Annotated in this window: 14 protein-coding genes; 7 read left to right on the forward strand and 7 right to left on the reverse strand. The window is 69.7% G+C overall.

What is annotated here, in order from left to right:
• Positions 1-64: 64 nt before the first annotated feature.
• The gene (locus QFZ50_RS12665) at positions 65-1045 is read left to right on the forward strand and encodes a DUF5996 family protein (RefSeq protein WP_307084673.1); all 981 of its coding nucleotides are present in this window, start codon (positions 65-67) and stop codon (positions 1043-1045) included.
• Positions 1046-1104: 59 nt separating this feature from the next.
• Here QFZ50_RS12665 and QFZ50_RS12670 read toward each other — a convergent pair whose 3' ends face one another.
• From QFZ50_RS12670 to QFZ50_RS12680, 3 genes are all read right to left on the reverse strand, one after another.
• Positions 1105-2046 (reverse strand): ABC transporter permease, encoded by a 942-nt coding sequence (locus tag QFZ50_RS12670; protein WP_307084675.1) that lies wholly within the window; start codon positions 2044-2046, stop codon positions 1105-1107.
• A complete protein-coding gene (locus tag QFZ50_RS12675; protein ID WP_307084677.1) occupies positions 2043-3047 on the reverse strand; it encodes an ABC transporter permease in 1005 nt (334 codons plus the stop codon). The genes QFZ50_RS12670 and QFZ50_RS12675 overlap by 4 nt, the downstream gene beginning before the upstream one ends.
• A gap of 99 nt (positions 3048-3146) precedes the next feature.
• Positions 3147-4841, reverse strand: coding sequence for an ABC transporter substrate-binding protein (locus QFZ50_RS12680; RefSeq protein WP_307084679.1), 1695 nt, complete (start codon positions 4839-4841; stop codon positions 3147-3149).
• Between the two features lie 209 nt (positions 4842-5050).
• On the opposite strand from QFZ50_RS12680, the gene QFZ50_RS12685 reads away from it, so the two are divergent.
• Positions 5051-6055, forward strand: coding sequence for a DUF2332 domain-containing protein (locus tag QFZ50_RS12685; RefSeq protein ID WP_307084681.1), 1005 nt, complete (start codon positions 5051-5053; stop codon positions 6053-6055).
• Between the two features lie 7 nt (positions 6056-6062).
• Here the strand turns inward: QFZ50_RS12685 and QFZ50_RS12690 are convergent, their stop codons facing one another.
• The gene (locus tag QFZ50_RS12690; protein WP_307084683.1) at positions 6063-7262 is read right to left on the reverse strand and encodes a MarP family serine protease; all 1200 of its coding nucleotides are present in this window, start codon (positions 7260-7262) and stop codon (positions 6063-6065) included.
• 236 nt (positions 7263-7498) lie between these two features.
• Here QFZ50_RS12690 and QFZ50_RS12695 point away from each other — a divergent pair, with 236 nt between their 5' ends.
• On the forward strand, positions 7499-8176 hold the full coding sequence (locus QFZ50_RS12695) for a Crp/Fnr family transcriptional regulator (protein WP_104050098.1): 678 nt from the start codon (positions 7499-7501) through the stop codon (positions 8174-8176).
• Positions 8177-8217: 41 nt separating this feature from the next.
• On the opposite strand, the gene QFZ50_RS12700 is transcribed toward QFZ50_RS12695, so the two are convergent.
• The 3 genes from QFZ50_RS12700 to QFZ50_RS12710 are packed head-to-tail and all read right to left on the reverse strand — an operon-like array spanning position 8218 to position 9782.
• A complete protein-coding gene (locus QFZ50_RS12700; RefSeq protein WP_307084686.1) occupies positions 8218-9132 on the reverse strand; it encodes an NUDIX hydrolase in 915 nt (304 codons plus the stop codon).
• Between the two features lie 3 nt (positions 9133-9135).
• Complete coding sequence (locus QFZ50_RS12705) at positions 9136-9624, reverse strand: RidA family protein (RefSeq protein WP_307084688.1); 489 nt, start codon at positions 9622-9624, stop codon at positions 9136-9138.
• A 2-nt stretch (positions 9625-9626) separates the two neighbouring features.
• Complete coding sequence (locus QFZ50_RS12710; RefSeq protein WP_108724255.1) at positions 9627-9782, reverse strand: DUF4177 domain-containing protein; 156 nt, start codon at positions 9780-9782, stop codon at positions 9627-9629.
• Positions 9783-9817: 35 nt separating this feature from the next.
• Here QFZ50_RS12710 and QFZ50_RS12715 point away from each other — a divergent pair, with 35 nt between their 5' ends.
• From QFZ50_RS12715 to QFZ50_RS12730, 4 genes are all read left to right on the forward strand, one after another.
• A complete protein-coding gene (locus QFZ50_RS12715; protein WP_307084691.1) occupies positions 9818-12190 on the forward strand; it encodes a transglycosylase domain-containing protein in 2373 nt (790 codons plus the stop codon).
• Positions 12156-13139 carry a metallophosphoesterase gene (locus tag QFZ50_RS12720; RefSeq protein ID WP_373462276.1) on the forward strand — a complete coding sequence of 328 codons (984 nt, stop codon included), beginning with the start codon at positions 12156-12158 and terminating at the stop codon, positions 13137-13139. Before QFZ50_RS12715 ends, QFZ50_RS12720 begins: the two co-directional genes overlap by 35 nt.
• 111 nt (positions 13140-13250) lie before the next feature.
• The gene (locus QFZ50_RS12725; RefSeq protein ID WP_307084693.1) at positions 13251-15086 is read left to right on the forward strand and encodes an ABC transporter ATP-binding protein; all 1836 of its coding nucleotides are present in this window, start codon (positions 13251-13253) and stop codon (positions 15084-15086) included.
• On the forward strand, positions 15083-16945 hold the full coding sequence (locus tag QFZ50_RS12730; protein ID WP_307084695.1) for an ABC transporter ATP-binding protein: 1863 nt from the start codon (positions 15083-15085) through the stop codon (positions 16943-16945). Before QFZ50_RS12725 ends, QFZ50_RS12730 begins: the two co-directional genes overlap by 4 nt.
• Positions 16946-16989 lie beyond the last annotated feature (44 nt).

Consider the following 16989-nt stretch of genomic DNA (forward strand, 5'->3'; position numbering starts at 1 on the left):
CGCGCGTGTCGGTCGGCGCCTACAGTGGCGGGAGCAGCAGTCGGACCGGACAGCGGGAGGCACGATGGGTGAGCAGGACGGCAGGGGCGGCACGACGACGGACAGGTGGTCGGACAGGTGGGCGGACGGCTGGCCCGCCCTGCGCGTCGCGGACTGGCAGGACACGCAGGCCACACTGCACATGTGGCTGCAGGTGGTCGGCAAGATCCGCATGGCGCACGCCCCGCTGGTCAACCACTGGTGGCAGGTGCCGCTGTACGTGACGCCGCGCGGACTCGGTACCTCCCCCATCCCGTACCGGACCGGCATGTTCGACATCGAGGTGGACGTCGTGGACCACCGGCTGGTGGTCCGGAGCAGTTCCGGCGAGGACCGGACCGTGCCCCTCGGGCCGCAGTCCGTGGCCGCATTCCACGCGCACACCATGGAGGCCCTGGCCGACCTCGGCATCGACGCGCCGATCCGGCCGGTCCCCACGGAGGTGGACCCCGCCGTCCCGTTCGCCGAGGACCACCAGCATGCGTCCTACGACCCCGACGCCGTCACGGCGTTCTGGCGGCAGCTCGTCCAGGCCGAGCGGGTCCTCACCCGGTTCCGCGCGGAATTCCTGGGCAAGGTGAGCCCCGTGCACTTCTTCTGGGGGGCCATGGACCTCGCCTGCACGCGTTTCTCCGGCCGGCCCGCGCCCCTCCACCCGGGAGGCGCACCGAACTGTGCCGACTGGGTGATGCAGGAGGGCTACTCGCACGAGCTGTCCAGCTGCGGGTTCTGGCCGGGCGGCGGGGAGGAGGGAGCCTTCTACTCCTACGCCTACCCCGAACCGGAGGGGTACCGCGACACCGTGATCGATGTTCCGGGCGCGTTCTACAGCTCCGAGTACCGCCAGTTCCTGCTGCCGTACGAGGCGGTGCGCACGGCGGAGGACCCGGACGCCGCACTGCTCGCCTTCCTGCGGGCCACCTACGCCGCAGCGGCGACCACGGGCGACTGGGACCCGGGCCTGCTCCTCGACCCGGACCGGCTCGAGGCGCACAGGCGACACTAGGGCCTACGGAAGCGGCCACCAGCCCGGAGGCTGGTGGCCGCTTCAGCGCCGGACGTCGCCTACTTCCGGCGCGTCTTCGGATCGAGGGACTCGCGCAGCGATTCGCCCAGCAGCGTGAAGCCGAGCGCCGTGATGGCGATGCATGCACCCGGCAGGAAGGCGAGCTGCGGTGCGACCGCCAGCTCGGCCTGGGCGTACGTGAGCATGCGCCCCCACTCGGCTGCCTGGGGCAGCCCGCCGCCGAGGCCGAGGAAGGACAGCGCGGCCGCGTCGATGACGGCGGTGGCGAGCGTGAGGGTGGCCTGCACGATCACCGGCCCCATGCTGTTCGGCAGCAGGTGGCTCATCGTGATGGTGCGGCGGCTGAGGCCGAGGGTCTGCGCCGCCAGGATGTAGTCGGCGCCCCGCTGGGACAGCATCGAGGAGCGCAGGAGCCGAGCGAAGATGGGGATCTGCGAGACGCCGATGGCGATCATGATGGCGTAGGAGCTCTGCCCCAGCACGGCGGCGATGCTGACCGCGAGGAGCAGGTTCGGGACGGACAGCAGGATGTCCACGAAGCGCATGATCACGTTGTCCACCCAGCCGCCGAGGCCTCCGGCCAGCACGCCGAGGAGCATGCCGCCCGCCAGGCCGAGCGCCGTCGAGACGACGCCGATGAGCAGGGATGCCTGGGCACCCCAGATCAGCTTGCTGAGGACGTCCCCGCCGAAGCGGTCGAGTCCGAGCGGGAACCCCTCGATCTCCCCGGGCCCGGGGATGGTGGTGGGGGTGATCGACGTACGGCCCGGGAGGTCGTTGCCGCCGTAGGGCGCGAGGATCGGGGCCAGGATGGCCACGAGCAGGAACAGGCCGATGATGACGGCGCCCACGATCGCCTGCGGGTTCCGGCGGAGGCGGAGGAACGCGTCCTTCCACAGGCCGGTCCCTCCCCCGGTGTCGAGCGCGGGATCGGTGGGGGCCGCTGAACCACCGGCGGCGGGAGGCAGGATGGTACTCATTGCACACGCACCCTCGGGTCGATGACGGAGTAGGACAGGTCGACGATCAGGTTGATCAGCGCGTACAGGATCGCGATGAAGATGATGAAGCCCTGCAGCACGGGATAGTCGAGCCCGAAGATGGCATCGCGCAGGAACCGGCCGATGCCGTTGAACGCGAAGACCGTCTCGGTGAGCACCGCTCCCGAGATGAGCAGGCCGAGCTGCAGGCCGATCGTGGTGACGACGGGGAGCATGGCGTTGCGCAGGATGAAGCTGCCGCGGATGGTGCGCTCCAGCAGGCCCTTCGCCCGGGCGGTGCGCACGTAGTCGGCGTTCTGCACCTCGAGGACCGAGGCGCGGGTGATGCGCACGATGATCGCCAGGGGGATGGTGCCGAGTGCCAGGCCGGGGAGGATCAGGTGCAGGAAGGCGTCCCAGGCGGCGTCGTACTCGCCCGTCAGCAGGCCGTCCAGCACGTAGAACTGGGTGTAGTGGGTCGCGTCGATGCGCGGGCTCTGCCGGCCGTCCGGCGGCAGGATGGACCACTGGATCGCGAACAGGTACTTGAGGATGAAGGCCAGGAAGAACACCGGCACGGTGATGCCGATGAGGCTCAGTACCACCGAGCCGTGGTCGAGGAACCGGCCGTAGTGCCGCGCGGCGAGGTAGCCGAGCGGGATGCCGACACCGATCGCGAAGATCAGGGCGATGACGGTGAGCTCCAGTGTCGCGGGGAACCGGGTGGCGAACTCCTCGAGCACCGGGCGTCCGGTGTTGATGGAGACGCCGAAATCGCCCTGCAGCAGCTTGCCGATGTACGTCAGGTACTGGGTGATGAGGGGGCGGTCGAAGCCGTAGAGCTCGTTGACCCGGGCGACGGCCTCGGGGGTGGCCTTCTCGCCGAGCAGTGCCGTGGCCGGGCCCCCGGGGAGGCTGCGCACCCACAGGAACAGCAGGATGGACAGGCCGAACAGGGTGGGGATGAGCAGGGCTATCCGCTTACCGATGACGCGTAACACTGGAGGTCCTTCCGAATCGACCGGCGAGAGCCGGGCAGGGGTGGCACACGCACGGGCCAGCCACCGGGATCAGTGGCCGGCCCGTGCTGCGTGTCGTTGCTACTCGCTCAGCTCGATGTCCGTGAAGACCTCGTCGTTGACGGGGCTCGCGGGGTAGGAGGTGACGCGGGGCGCGAAGGCCAGCGAGGGAGCCGGGTGCGCGAGCGGGATGGCCGGGTTGAACTCGGCGATCTGCTCGTTGATCTCCTTGTACCTCTCGGTCTGCTTGTCCCGGTCACTCATGCCGCGGGCCTCGTCGAGGGCCGCGAACAGCTCGGGGTTGTCGAAGCCGAATTCGAGCTTCTCCTGGCCGAAGAAGACGCCGATGAAGTTGTCGGTGTCGTTGTAGTCGCCGGTCCAGCCGAGCAGGTGCAGGCCGTGGTCCGGGGTGCCCTGGACCTGGTTCAGGTAGTCGGGCGACCAGGCGGCGGGAGCCGGCTTGACCGTGATGCCCACCTCGTCGAGCTGTGCCTGCAGGTTGGTGAAGACCTGCTCGGGGGTCGGCATGTACGGGCGGGAGACGTTCGTCGGGTAGTTGAACGTGACCTCGAAGCCGTCCGGGTAGCCGGCCTCGGCCAGCAGTTCCTTGGCCCGCTCGGGGTCGTAGTCGTACGTCGTGACGTCCTCGTTGTAGCCGTCGACGACCTCGGGGATGAACTGGGTGGCGACCTTCGTGCCCTCGGGCAGGGTCTGCGCCACGAGCGCGTCCTTGTCGATCGCGTACGCGATGGCCTCCCGGACCTTCGGGTCCTTGAGTTCCGGCACGGCCTGGTTCATGCCCAGGTAGAGGATGGTGAACGGATCGCGCGGGGTGATGTTGTAGCCGGCGTCCTTCAGCGACTGCGTGTCGGCGGGCGCCACGAGGTCGTAGCCGTCGATGTCACCGGCCTCGAGGGCCTGGCGGCGTGCCTGGGGGTCGTCGATGATGCGGAAGATCGTCTTGGTGATCTGCCCCTTGTCGCCCCAGTAGTCGTCGTAGATCGACAGTTCGAGCTGCTGGCCGACGTTCCAGGCGTCGAACTTGAACGGGCCGGTACCCACGGGGTGGCCGAGCGCGTACTCGCTGAGCGAGGGGGCTTCGGCGGTGCCGCCGATCTCGTCGGCCGAGAACTCTTCCAGCGCCGTGGGGCTCTGCATGCCGAAGGCGGGCAGCGAGAGCGCGGCGATGAACCCGGCGAACGGCTTGGCGAGGTTGACGGTGACTTCGTTGTCGCCGTTGGCCTCACAGGACTTGTAGACGGCCTTCTCGGGGCTGTCGGCGAAGCCGCGGAACAGGGAACCGTAGTAGTACGACGTCGTCTCGGCCTGCTGGATGCCGGTCCAGTTGTACCAGCGGTCGAAGTTGAAGCAGACGGCTTCCGCGTTGAACGGGGTGCCGTCGTGGAAGGTCACGCCCTCCTTGAGTTGGAAGACGGTGGAGAGACCGTCCTCGGCCGTCTCCCACGACTCGGCGAGCAGCGGCGCGGGGTCGGCGGTACCGGCCTCGACGCCCACCAGCCCCTCGAAGATCTGGCGGCTGACGCGGAAGGACTCGCCGTCGTTGGCGAAGGCCGGGTCCAGCGACTTCGGGTCGGCGGACGCGGCGAAGACGAAGGTGGAATCGACGGCGGCGTCGCCCTCGGCCCCGGTGTTCTCCTCACGCTGGCTCTGCACGCAGCCGGTGAGGAGGAGCGCTGCTATGGAGATCCCTGCGGTGAGCGCCGCGCGTTTCCTCGCGAAACCTGCGCCGCGCACGGATGTGCCTCGATTGGTCATGTAGTACTCCTGGTGGACGAGTGATTCCTACCGGATGGACCGGTAGCCATGGGACCACGACGGCGAACGCGCTGATCCGTGTGACGAGCCTAACTTCCGGGCGGCCCGCCAGCCGTATTTCGGGGGCATCAGTGGTTACGATTTGGCATCACAGGTGGTACGGCCGTCGCCGGTAACACCCGGGAAATACCTGCGAAACCGGAGGAACCATGAGCGGGACCGGAACTGCAACATCCGTGCGCTACCGGCGCTTCGCGGAGGTCGATGCCCGCGGGTACTCGCCGCAGTACGACGAGTGGTGCACCGGCGTCAGCGACGACGACGAGCTCCTCGCCCTCCTGGACACCCTCCCGCCCGCGCGGCGCCAGCCCGTCCTGTTCCTGGGTGCGGTGCGATTCGTGGGAGCTCCCCTCGGCGGTTACGGCGCCTTCCGGGCGTTCGTCGTCGAGCACTGGCAGGACATCCGCCACGTCATGGAGACCCGGACCACCCAGACCAACGAGGCAGGGCGCTGCGCCGTCCTCCTGCCGAGCCTCGCGGCGATCAGCGCCCGGGAGGGCAGGCCGCTGGCCCTGATCGAGGTCGGGGCGTCGGCCGGCGCGTGCCTCTACCCGGACCGGTACGCGTACGCCTACTCCCCCGGCCCCTCGCTCGAGCCCGAGGGTGGCTCCCCCGTACCCCCGCTCGCCTGTTCCGTGGCCGGCGACGTGCCGCTGCCCGCAGCGCTGCCTCCCGTGGCCTGGCGTGCGGGCATCGACCTGAACCCGCTCGACGCGCGGGACGACGACGACGTCCGCTGGCTCGAGGCGCTCGTCTGGCCCGAGCACACCTTCCGTGCCGAACGCCTGAGGGCGGCGCTCGGCGTCGTCCGGGCGGACCCTCCGCTGCTCGTCCGCGGCGACCTGAACGAGCAGGTCGTCCCGCTCGTCCACCGCGCCCCGTCGGACGCCGTCGTCGTGGTGTTCCACAGCGCCGTCCTCGCCTACCTGGACGCGGACGGGCGGCGCCGGTTCCGGGACACCATGCTGCGGCTGGTGTCGGACCGCGGGCGCCCGGTGCACTGGCTCTCGCACGAGGGGTACGGCACGCTCGACGGCGTGCCCGGAGCGATGGAGAAGGTGCCGGGCGAGGAGGACGGGAGGTTCGTGCTGCAGCACAACGGCCGGTCGGTGGCACGCACGGGACCGCACGGGCAGTCCATCGAGTGGCTCTAGGGCCGCCCTAGCCCCGCGTGCACTGGCCCGCGGACACGGCGTCGGCCAGGTTCGGCGCGCCCTCGGCGATGGGACGCAGTTCCTCGAGGGACAGCGCGTAGCCCACGGGGGCGTCGGCGGTCGACTTCGCGAAGACCACGCCGGCCACGTGGCCCTGCAGGTCGAGCAGGGGCCCTCCGGAGTTCCCCTGCTGCACGTTGGCCGCGAGGCTGTAGATCTGGAGGGGCCGGGGGTCGGCGCCGTAGATGTTGTTGACGAGCACGGGCGAGAGCCCCTGGACGCTCGCGGGCTGGATCCGGTACGGGCCGCCCGCGGGGTAACCGGCGAACGCGGCCGTCGTGCCCGGCTCGAGTTCGTCCCCGAGCGGCAGCGGTGCGGCGCGGAGGTCGTCGACGGCGATGACGGCGATGTCGCGGGCCGTGTCGAGCTGCACCACCCGGCCGGGCAGCGCACCCCCGCCGGGCACCTCGACCACGGGCTCGTTCACGCCGGCGACGACGTGCGCGTTCGTGATCACCCGGCCCGGCGCGACGACGAACCCGGAGCCGGTCTGGTTCTGGCCGCACTGGAACGCGGTGCCGGTGATGCGGACCACCGAGGCGGCCGCGGCCGCCAGCTCGGGGGTGTCCACCGAGGCGTCGGGCACCTCCGCCGGCGTTGCAGGACCCACGCTCTCGAGGATGGTCGGGATGCCGTCGTCGACCGCGATGGTCCGCAGTTGCGCCAGCCAGGTGCGCACCGGACCGGGAGTGGCCGCGTCGATCCCCTGGATCACCCGCGAGGCCGCCAGCGGCTGGGACAGGAAGGGCACGCCCAGGGTCCCGACGCTGAACGCGAGCATCGACAGCACGAGGGCGGCGACGACGACGTTCACGGCACCGCCGAGGAGGCGGTCGACGATCCTCAGGGGCGGGACGTCGGACCAGCGGCGGATCGAGGCGCCGAGCGCCGAGCCGACGGCCTGGCCGACGATGATGAGGACCACCACGGTGCCGATCACCGCGATCAGGCGCCAGGGGTTGTCGGGCACCCACGCGCTGACGAGGGGGATCGCGAAGAACGCCGCGACGGCCCCGGCGACGAAGCCGGCGATACCGCCGAGGGTCACGAGGAAGCCGTTGCGGATCCCGGTCACGAGGTAGCCGAGGAGGACCAGCACCAGCACGAGGTCGAGGAACGTGAACCCCGCGAGGCTGAATTCGGGCACGTACGTTCTCCTGGCTCTGGACGGCGGGAGGATCGCGCACCTCCGGACACTGCGAGCGATTCTAGCCGCGCAGCATGGGAACAAGCATGGCAGGACCATGTGAACGAACCCTGAAGTGCCGGAATACCGGCCAGGGGACCGTGTAGCTGTCGTCACAACAGCTCCGGTACGGCAAGATGGACAGCAGAAGACAGCGGGGACCGCCGCGGAACGACGCAATTGCATCAGGAGAATTCATGGACATCGAGGTACTGCGCCGGGCGCCCCTCTTCGCATCGCTGGGCGACGACGTCTTCGCGGCGCTGACGGACGAGCTGATCGAGGTGGATCTGCCCCGCGGTTCGTCGGTCTTCCGTGAGGGCGACCAGGGCGACCAGCTGTATTTCATCGTCTCCGGCAAGATCAAGCTCGGACGCACCGCCCAGGACGGGCGCGAGAACCTCCTCGCGATCCTCGGCCCCGGCGAGCTGTTCGGCGAGATGGCGCTGTTCGACCCGAGCCCGCGCACCGCGACGGCGACCGCCGTCTCGGAGACGCGCCTCGCCGGCCTGAAGAACGAGGACCTGCGGACCCTCCTCGAGACGCGTCCCGAGGTGTCGGCCCAGCTGCTGCAGGCGCTCGCCCGCCGCCTCCGCCGCACCAACGAGTCGCTCGCCGACCTCGTCTTCTCCGACGTCCCGGGGCGCGTGGCGAAGGCCCTGCTGGATCTCGCGGACCGCTTCGGCCGCCCCGCGACGGACGGCATCCTCGTGGCGCACGAACTCACGCAGGAAGAACTGGCCCAACTCGTCGGGGCGTCCCGGGAGACGGTCAACAAGGCACTGGCCGAGTTCGTGCAGCGCGGCTGGCTCCGCCTCGAGGCACGCGCCGTCGTCATCCTCGACATCCAGCGGCTGCGCCAGCGCAGCCGCTGACCCCGTCACACCACCCGCCACCGGGGGTGGACGGAGCGGTGTCAGCGCCCTCGCTGCATCGAGCCGCCCTCGGTGAGCTTCGGGCACTCGACCTGCAGTACGAGGTCGCCGTCGTGCTCTGCCAGCCGCGGGTGGTAGAGCTTCACGGGGCGCTTGTGGGAGAGGTAGGCGATACAGCCGCGGGAGGAGCCGATCTTCTCGAGGATGATCTCGACGGCGGGCACGGCCAGTTCGCTCAGGGTGCGGCCCACCGTGTTCGGCTGTCCCACCTCGTCGCCGAGCCTCGTGGTGTCTCGGTCCGCGATCTCCTGCGCGGCCCAGCGCCACTGACCCCAGACCCCCTTGCTCGCGAGGATGCTCGGCTCCTGGTTCACGGGCTGCGCTGCGGCGAAGTAGTGGGTGTCGAAGCGCCGGTGCGCGAAGTCCGGTGTCAGCCAGTGCGAGAGCGGCTTGATGAGGTCGGTCCGGACGCCCAGGCCGCGGCGCACGAGGATGTCCGTGAAGCGGCACTCGCCCTCGTTGATCGCCTCACGCGCCTTCATCCACTCCTTCGCCTGCGTCCCCTCCACCATCGACGAGGCGTCGGGTCCGGCGAGCAGCACCCCGGTCTCCTCGAACAGTTCGCGGATGGCGCACAGTACGTGCCGGCGGGCCTCACGGTGGTCGTCGAGGCCGAGGGCCTTCGCCCACATCGCCGGCGTGGGACCGAACCAGGGCAGGTCGTCGTCGTCGGACTCCTCGATGCTCCCGCCCGGGAACCCGAGCACGCCGAGCGGCGAATTGCCCCGACGGTAGGAGAGATAGGTCTCCGTGCCGATCGCGCTGTCACGCAGGAGGACCACCGATGACGCCTGCCGGGCCTTCAGGGGGGTGCGCTCCCCGTGTTCGATCCAGCTCTGCGCCGCCGTGCGCTGGTCGGGAGCGACGGGGAAGAGCCGGGTGCTGAGCCGGTCCACGGCCTAGACGAACTCCGCGATGACCTCGACCTCGACGGGCGAGTCGAGGGGGAGGACGGCCACGCCGACGGCGGAGCGCGCGTGCACCCCGGCCTCGCCGAGCGCGGCACCGAGCAGGTCGGACGCGCCGTTGATGACCCCGGGCTGGCCGGCGAACGAGGGATCGGACGCGACGAAGCCGACGACCTTCACGATCCGGGTGATGCGGTCGAGGTCGCCGATCCGGCTCCTGATCGCCGCCAGCGCGTTCACGGCGCAGGTCGCGGCCAGGGCGGTCGCCGTCGCGGCGTCGACGCCGTCGGGCGCGCCGACCTTCCCCGAGGCTGTGAGTTTGCCCTCAATAAACGGGAGCTGACCGGAGGTGTACACGTGGTTGCCGCTGATCACCGCGGGGACGTACGACGCGACGGGCGCGGCCACCTCGGGAAGCGCGATGCCGAGATCCGCGAGGCGTGCCTCGACGGCGGAAACCGCGGTATTTCCTGCAGACACTGCTAGCTCTTCTCCCTTTTCAGGTAGGCCACGAGGCCATTTCCGTCCGGTCCGGGGACCACCTGTACGAGCTCCCACCCGTCCTCGCCCCACTGGTCGAGGATCTGCTTCGTTGCATGGATGATGAGCGGAATCGTAGAGTACTCCCATTTGGTCATGGGGAAAGCCTAGCGCGTGCTTGTAAACTGGAATAATGGCTGCGCGCAAATCACCCCTCTTCGACACGGCAACCACCCTCGGCAAGATCATCGCATTCCTCGGAATCAGCGGTCTTGCGGGTGTGCTCGCCGCGGGCCTCCTCGTGCCCGTGGCCGCCGCCGCCGGTACCGGCGCCTCCGCCTCGCTGCAGTTCTTCGAGGAACTGCCGGTCGAGCTGGAGCGCGAGGCACTCGCGCAGCCGACCAAGATCGAGGCCTCGGACGGTTCGCTCATCGCGACCCTGTACGAGGAGAACCGCCAGCCGGTCACCCTGGATCAGGTGTCGCAGACCATGCAGGACGCCCTGATCTCCATCGAGGACTACCGGTACTACGAGCACGGCGGCGTGGACCTCGAGGGCATCCTCGGTGCCATCGCCAGCAACCTGACGAGCGACCGGACGCGTGGTGCCTCCACCATCACCCAGCAGTTCGTGAACAACACCCTGATCTACTCCGCCCTGCAGAACGACCAGACGGCGACCTTCAGCGGCAACAAGAACGTCGGCGACAAGCTCCGGGAGATGAAGCTCGCCATCGCCGTGGAGAAGGAACTCAGCAAGGACGAGATCCTCGAGGGCTACCTCAACATCGTCCAGTTCAGCGGCACGAGCTACGGCGTGCAGGCCGCATCGCGGTACTTCTTCAACGTGGACGCCAAGGACCTCACCATCCCGCAGAGCGCACTGCTCGCGGGCGTGGTCAACGGCCCGACGGCCTACAGCCCCACGGAGAACCCCGAGGCCGCCCTCGAGCGGCGCAACCTGGTCATCGACGCGATGCTCACGCACGGCAAGATCACGCAGGAGGAGCACGACGCCGCCGTCGCCACCGATCTCGGGCTGGCCATCACGCCGACCCTGAACGGCTGCGTGGGCGCCGCCCAGGCACCCTACTTCTGCGACTACGTCACGCACCTGATCCTCAACGACCCGGCCTACGGCGAAACGCCCCAGGACCGCGAGAAGGTCCTCTACCGCTCGGGCCTGACGATCAAGACCACGCTCGACTCCCGTGTCCAGGCCGCCGCCCAGACAGCCGTGAACGAGACCGCGAACCCCGACACCACCGACGGCGCGGTCGGCCACACCATGCTGAGCCTCGACCCGAAGACCGGCAACATCCTCTCCATGGCCCAGAACACCCGGTACAACCCGGAGGCCGCCCAGGGCAACACGGTGCTCAACTTCAACGTGGACGAGTACGACGGCGGCGACCCGGCCAAGAGCCTCGGCGGCGGCGGCGGCTTCCAGCCCGGCTCCACCTACAAGCCGTTCACCGTCGCGGCGTGGGTCGAGTCCGGCAAGGCCCTGAACCAGGTGGTGGACGGCACCAAGAAGACGTACCCCGAAGGCGACCGCTGGCGCGCGAGCTGCATGGACGGCGGCAACTGGGTCATCTCGACACCGGAGCTCAAGGGCTACACGCCGCAGAACTACGGCGACAAGAACTACCGGTACACCACCGTCCTCGACGGCCTGGCGCAGTCCCTGAACACCGTCACCATGGCGACGGCCCGCCAGCTGGACCTGTGCCGCATCCGCGACATCGCCTTCGACATGGGCGTCCACGACGCCAGCAGCAGCGACGGGTCCCTCAACCCGCCGTCGGTCAACCCGCCGGCCCTCATCGGTGGCGGTGTCGCCGCGGCCCCCATGTCCATGGCCAAGGCCTTCGGCGGCTTCGCCAACGAGGGGACGGTCTGCGAGCCCAGGGCCCTGACCGAGGTGACCGCTGTGGACGGGACGAGCTACCCCGTCCCCGCCCCCTCCTGCCGGCAGACCATCTCCAAGGAGGTCGCCCGCGGCGTCAACACGGCCACGCAGGAGGTCATGAAGGTCGGCTCGGGCTCGCAGCTCGAGTACGGCGACATCCCGATGGCCGGCAAGACCGGCACCAACGACGAACGCTCGCAGACCTGGTTCATGGGCTACAACTCGGGCATGGTCACCGCGAGCTGGGTCGGCAACTGGCAGGCCGAGGGTGAGGGCAGCTCGCTGGGCGGCCTGCAGATCGGCGGCCGGGTGTACCCGGAGATCGACGGCTCGCTCATCGCCGGTCCGTCCTGGGCCCGCTTCATGCAGCAGATCCCCGGCCTCTACGTGGGCACGCCGTTCGCCGCTCCGCCGGCCAGCATGATCAACGGCGGCCAGCGCACCACCAATCCCGCCCGGCCGTCCGTCCCCGGCAATCCGGGGAACGGCACGGGCACGAACACCGGCGGGATCGGGACGAACACCGGCGCCACCGGCACCGGCGACACTGGCACCGGTGCCCCCGCGGGTGGTACCACTGGAGGGGGCGCCGGCAGCGACGACTCCAGCAGCAACGGCAATGACACCAGTGGCGACGACGGAGGCAACGGCTAGCGTGAAATCGACTTCCACATCCCGGAGCGGGGCACCGCTCGGCTGGGCGGCAGGGCTCGCCCTGACCACCGCGGCCGCAACCCTCGCCTACGCTTCGACCGTGGAGCGCACGCTCTACCAGGTGCGGGAGGAGACCCTCTCCATCCTCCCCGAGAGTGCGACGCCCCTGCGGGTGCTGCACCTCTCCGACATCCACATGGTGCCCGGGCAGAAGTCGAAGGCGGACTGGCTCTCGAGCCTCGCCGGCCTGAAGCCGGACCTCGTGGTCAACACCGGCGACAACCTGAGCCACAAGAAGGCCGTGGGGCCCCTGCTCGAAGCACTGGAACCGCTCCTGAAGGTTCCCGGCGTCTTCGTGCCCGGATCCAACGACTACTACGCCCCCGTGTTCAAGAATCCGCTGCGGTACTTCGCCGGCCCCTCGATCGCCCCGAAGGAGTCCACGGCCCAGGACCTGCCCTGGGCGGACATGTTCAGCGCCTTCGGTGCTGCCGGCTGGGTGGACCTGACCAACCGGGCGCAGTCCGTCGGGTTCGGCGGCCTCCGCATCGACTTCACGGGCGTCGACGACCCGCACCTCGACCGCGACCGGTACGCGCCCTACCCCTCGGGCAGCAGTACCTCCGCGGAGGCGCCCCACATCCGGGTCGCCGTCGCGCACGCACCCTACCAGCGCGTGCTCGACTACTTCACGGAGGGCGGGGCGGACCTGATCCTCGCCGGCCACACGCACGGCGGACAGGTGTGCGTCCCGGGTTACGGCGCCCTGATCAGCAACTGCGACCTGCCCACCTGGCGGGCCCGCGGCCTGACGCAGTGGGAGCAGGGCGGCCGCTCCGTGCCCCTGAACGTCTCGGCCGGCATCGGGACCTCGCGTTTCGCCCCGATCAGGTTCGCCTGCCGCCCGGAGGCCGTGCTCCTGACCCTTACCCCCCGGAGCACTCGCTAGCCACCACTTCCTGCTTCTTCGGGTTCCCGTAACGTGATCGGCGTTACAGCCCTCCTGACCTAGGATGGTTGCTGAGGGACACCAATATCCATCGATCACCGAAAAGATGGCATGAAGAACCAGAACACCCTGTGGGAATCGCTCGGACGTCTCTATCCACACGTCAGGCCCATCATCCCGCGGCTCCTCCTCGGCCTGCTGTGCGCCCTCGGTGCGAGCGTCATGGCGCTCGCCATCCCCCAGGTGCTGCGTGTCCTCATCAACGACGCCCTGGCCGAGGGCGGCTCCGCCCGCACGGTCTGGATCGCCTCCGGCGTCGTCCTGCTCCTCGGGGTCCTCGAGGCCACCTTCGTGGCGCTGCGCCGCCAGTTCGTCATCACGCCGGCGACGACGGTGGAGACGGCCATGCGCACCTCCTTCTACCGTCACCTGCAGAACCTGACGATCGAGTTCCACGACCGCTGGGGCAGCGGCCAGCTCCTCTCCCGTGCGATGAGCGACCTCAACCTGATGCGCCGCTGGATGGCGTTCGGACTCATCATGCTGGTGGTGACCTCGCTGACCGTGGTGATGGGCGTGACCGTCATGTTCCTGACGAGCTGGGCCCTCGCCCTGATCTTCGTCGCGGCCGCCGTGCCGCTGATGATCTACGGCTACCGCTTCCGCACCTCGTACAGCCGGGTGTCCCGGAAGAGCCAGGACCAGGCCGGCGATCTCGCCACCACGGTCGAGGAGTCGGTGCACGGGATCCGCGTCCTCAAGGCGTTCGGGCGCAGCCGCGAGGCGCTCGAGGACTTCGAGGAGCAGGCCGAGGAACTCCGCCGCACGGAGATCTCCAAGGCCAGGTCCCTGGCGAACTTCTCCATGATCGTGACCCTGCTGCCCGAACTCGCCCTCGGCGCCTCCCTCGTGGTCGGCGTGACGCTGGCCGCGAGCGGTGATGTCACCATCGGCGCCCTCGTGGCCTTCTTCGCCACGGCCGCCGCCGTCGCCGGTCCCGTGGAGTTCATCGGGCCGCTCCTGGCCATGACCTTCACGGCGAAGACGGCCATCGACCGGCACTACGAGGTCATGGAGTCCGAGAACACCATCACCGACCCGGCCACCCCCGTGCATCTCGAGGCGCCGCGCGGCACCGTCATGTTCGACGCCGTGCACTTCCGCTACCCCGACGCGCAGGAGGACGCCGGCGACGTCCTCGACGGGATCGACCTGACCCTGCGCGCCGGAGAGACCATGGCGCTGGTCGGCGTGACGGGTTGCGGCAAGAGCACCCTCCTCCAGCTCGTCCCGCGCCTCTACGACGTCACGGGCGGGACCATCAGCATCGACGGCGTGGACCTGCGGGAGTTCTCGCTCGGGGAGCTCCGCACGCTCGTGGCCGTCGCCTTCGAGGACACCACGCTGTTCTCCAGCTCCGTGCGCGACAACGTGCTCATGGGCTCCGATGCCACCGGCGCGGAGGCCGACCGTGTCCTCACCGAGGCCCTCGAGGTGGCGCAGGCGCACTTCGCCCACGACCTGCCCGAGGGGCTGGACACGCTCATCGGGGAGGAGGGGCTCAGCCTGTCCGGAGGCCAGCGCCAGCGCATCGCCCTGGCCCGCGCGATCGCCGCACGACCGACGGTCCTGGTCCTCGACGACCCGCTCTCGGCACTCGACGTCGCCACCGAGGAACGGGTCGAGGAAGGGCTCCGCGCCGTGCTGAGCGCCACGACGACACTCATCGTCGCCCACCGGCCCTCGACGGTGGCCCTTGCGGACCGGGTGGCGCTCCTGCAGGACGGACGCATCGCCGACGTCGGCACGCACTCGGAGCTGCTCGCCCGCAACGACCACTACCGGTACGTCATCGCCAGCCTGGACGACGAGGAGATCGCGCAGCTGGGCCGCGCGGCGCAGCCCCTCCCACACCCCGTGCACGACGACGAGGAGGCGCTGGCATGAGCCGCACCACCGCAGCCCCCGGAGGGACCCCCCGCGACCGGGACGAGCCGGCAACGGCCGCGGCCGGCGTGCTCGACGAGGACGACGTCCTGCTCGACCGGGCCCGGAGCAAATCCGTCCGGTCACGGTCCTTCAGGCTCCTCGGGTCACTGATCCGTCCCAACCGCCGGCAGTTCATCTGGACGGTCCTGCTGGTCGTCGTCTCGCAGGCCGCCCGGGTGGCCGGGCCCGCGATCATCGCCTTCGGCATCGACCGCGCCCTGCCCGCCCTCATCGCGGGTGATCCGCTGCTGCTGTGGACCGCCGGCGGCACGTACCTCCTGGCCGCGGTCCTGGCCTCCGTCCTGACCGCGGGCTACGTGCGGGCGACGGCCCAGCTCAGCCAGGCGATGCTGCTGGACCTCCGGGTGCGGGTCTTCCGCCACACCCAGCGGTTGAGCCTCGAGTTCCACGAGAAGTACACGTCCGGGCGCATCATCTCCCGGCAGACCTCGGACCTCGAGGCGCTGCGTGAACTCCTGGACTCGGGTGTCAGCTCACTCGCCTCCGGTGCCATCTTCATGTTCTTCACGGCGGCCACCATCTTCGCCCTCGACTGGCGGACCGGCTTCCTGATCCTGGCGGCCGCGGTGCCGATGTTCCTCCTGGCCCGCTGGTACCAGAGGCACTCGCAGATCGCCTACCGCGAGTCCCGGGTGGTGTCCGCGAAGCTGATCGTCCATTTCATCGAGACGATGACCGGCATCCGGGCCGTCAAGGCGTTCCGCCGTGAGAAGGTCAACGCGGAACGGTACGACGAGCTGGCGGAGGACTACCGCAGGGTTACCGTCCGCTCCATCAACCTCAATGGCATCTTCCAGCCCGGACTCGTCCTGATCGGCAACGTGACGGTCGCCGTCGTGCTGGTGTTCGGCGGTTTCAGGGTCCTCGGCGGCACGCTCGAGGTGGGCGCGCTCCTGGCGCTGCTCCTCTACAGCAAGCGCTTCTTCCAGCCCGTGGACCAGATGGCCATGTTCTACAACTCGTTCCAGTCCGCTTCGGCGGCGCTCGAGAAGGTGTCCGGACTCCTCGAGGAGGTGCCCACCGTGCGGCCGCCGAAGCACCCGGTGTCACTGCCCGATCCGCGCGGGGCCGTCGAGTTCCGGGACGTCAGCTTCCGCTACGGGAACGGCCCCGTGGTGCTGCCCACGATGGACCTCTCGATCCGGGCCGGGCAGACCGTCGCCCTCGTGGGCCAGACGGGCGCCGGGAAGTCGACCCTCGCCAAGCTCATCGCCCGCTTCTACGACGTCTCGGAGGGCAGCCTGACGCTCGACGGCGTGGATCTCCGGGACCTCGCGCCCGCCGACCTGCGGCGTGCCGTCGTCATGGTCACGCAGGAGGCCTTCCTGTTCAGCGGGTCCGTGGCGGACAACATCGCCCTCGGCAAGCCCGAGGCCGACCGGGAGGAGATCGTCGCGGCCGCACGCGCCGTGGGGGCGGAGGACTTCATCCTCGCCCTCCCGGAGGGCTTCGACACCGACGTGAACAAGCGCGGCGGCCGCGTCTCCGCGGGGCAGCGGCAGCTCATCAGCTTCGCCCGGGCGTTCCTCGCCGACCCGGCCGTCCTCATCTTGGACGAGGCGACGTCATCGCTGGACATCCCGAGCGAGCGGCTCGTGCAGGAGGGCCTGCAGAAGCTCCTCGGCAACCGGACGGCGCTCATCATCGCCCACCGGCTCTCCACCGTGGCCATCGCCGACCGCGTGCTCGTGGTGCACGACGGCCGCGTGGTGGAGGACGGGACCCCCGCCGAACTCATCGGCGGGACGGGACGATTCGCGACGCTGCACGCGGCGTGGAAGGACTCGCTGGTCTGAACCGTCCCGCCGGTTTTCCTCGCCGCTGATCCTCGGCTATCCTT

Source organism: Arthrobacter agilis, assembly GCF_030816075.1.
Lineage (GTDB): Bacteria > Actinomycetota > Actinomycetes > Actinomycetales > Micrococcaceae > Arthrobacter_D > Arthrobacter_D agilis_E.

Coding starts and splice junctions, on each gene's coding strand:
- QFZ50_RS12665 (WP_307084673.1), top strand. CDS start 65: ATGGGTGAGCAGGACGGCAGGGGCGGCACGACGACGGACAGGTGGTCG.
- QFZ50_RS12670 (WP_307084675.1), bottom strand. CDS start 2,046: ATGAGTACCATCCTGCCTCCCGCCGCCGGTGGTTCAGCGGCCCCCACC.
- QFZ50_RS12680 (WP_307084679.1), bottom strand. CDS start 4,841: ATGACCAATCGAGGCACATCCGTGCGCGGCGCAGGTTTCGCGAGGAAA.
- QFZ50_RS12685 (WP_307084681.1), top strand. CDS start 5,051: ATGAGCGGGACCGGAACTGCAACATCCGTGCGCTACCGGCGCTTCGCG.
- QFZ50_RS12695 (WP_104050098.1), top strand. CDS start 7,499: ATGGACATCGAGGTACTGCGCCGGGCGCCCCTCTTCGCATCGCTGGGC.
- QFZ50_RS12710 (WP_108724255.1), bottom strand. CDS start 9,782: ATGACCAAATGGGAGTACTCTACGATTCCGCTCATCATCCATGCAACG.
- QFZ50_RS12715 (WP_307084691.1), top strand. CDS start 9,818: ATGGCTGCGCGCAAATCACCCCTCTTCGACACGGCAACCACCCTCGGC.
- QFZ50_RS12720 (WP_373462276.1), top strand. CDS start 12,156: ATGACACCAGTGGCGACGACGGAGGCAACGGCTAGCGTGAAATCGACT.
- QFZ50_RS12725 (WP_307084693.1), top strand. CDS start 13,251: ATGAAGAACCAGAACACCCTGTGGGAATCGCTCGGACGTCTCTATCCA.
- QFZ50_RS12730 (WP_307084695.1), top strand. CDS start 15,083: ATGAGCCGCACCACCGCAGCCCCCGGAGGGACCCCCCGCGACCGGGAC.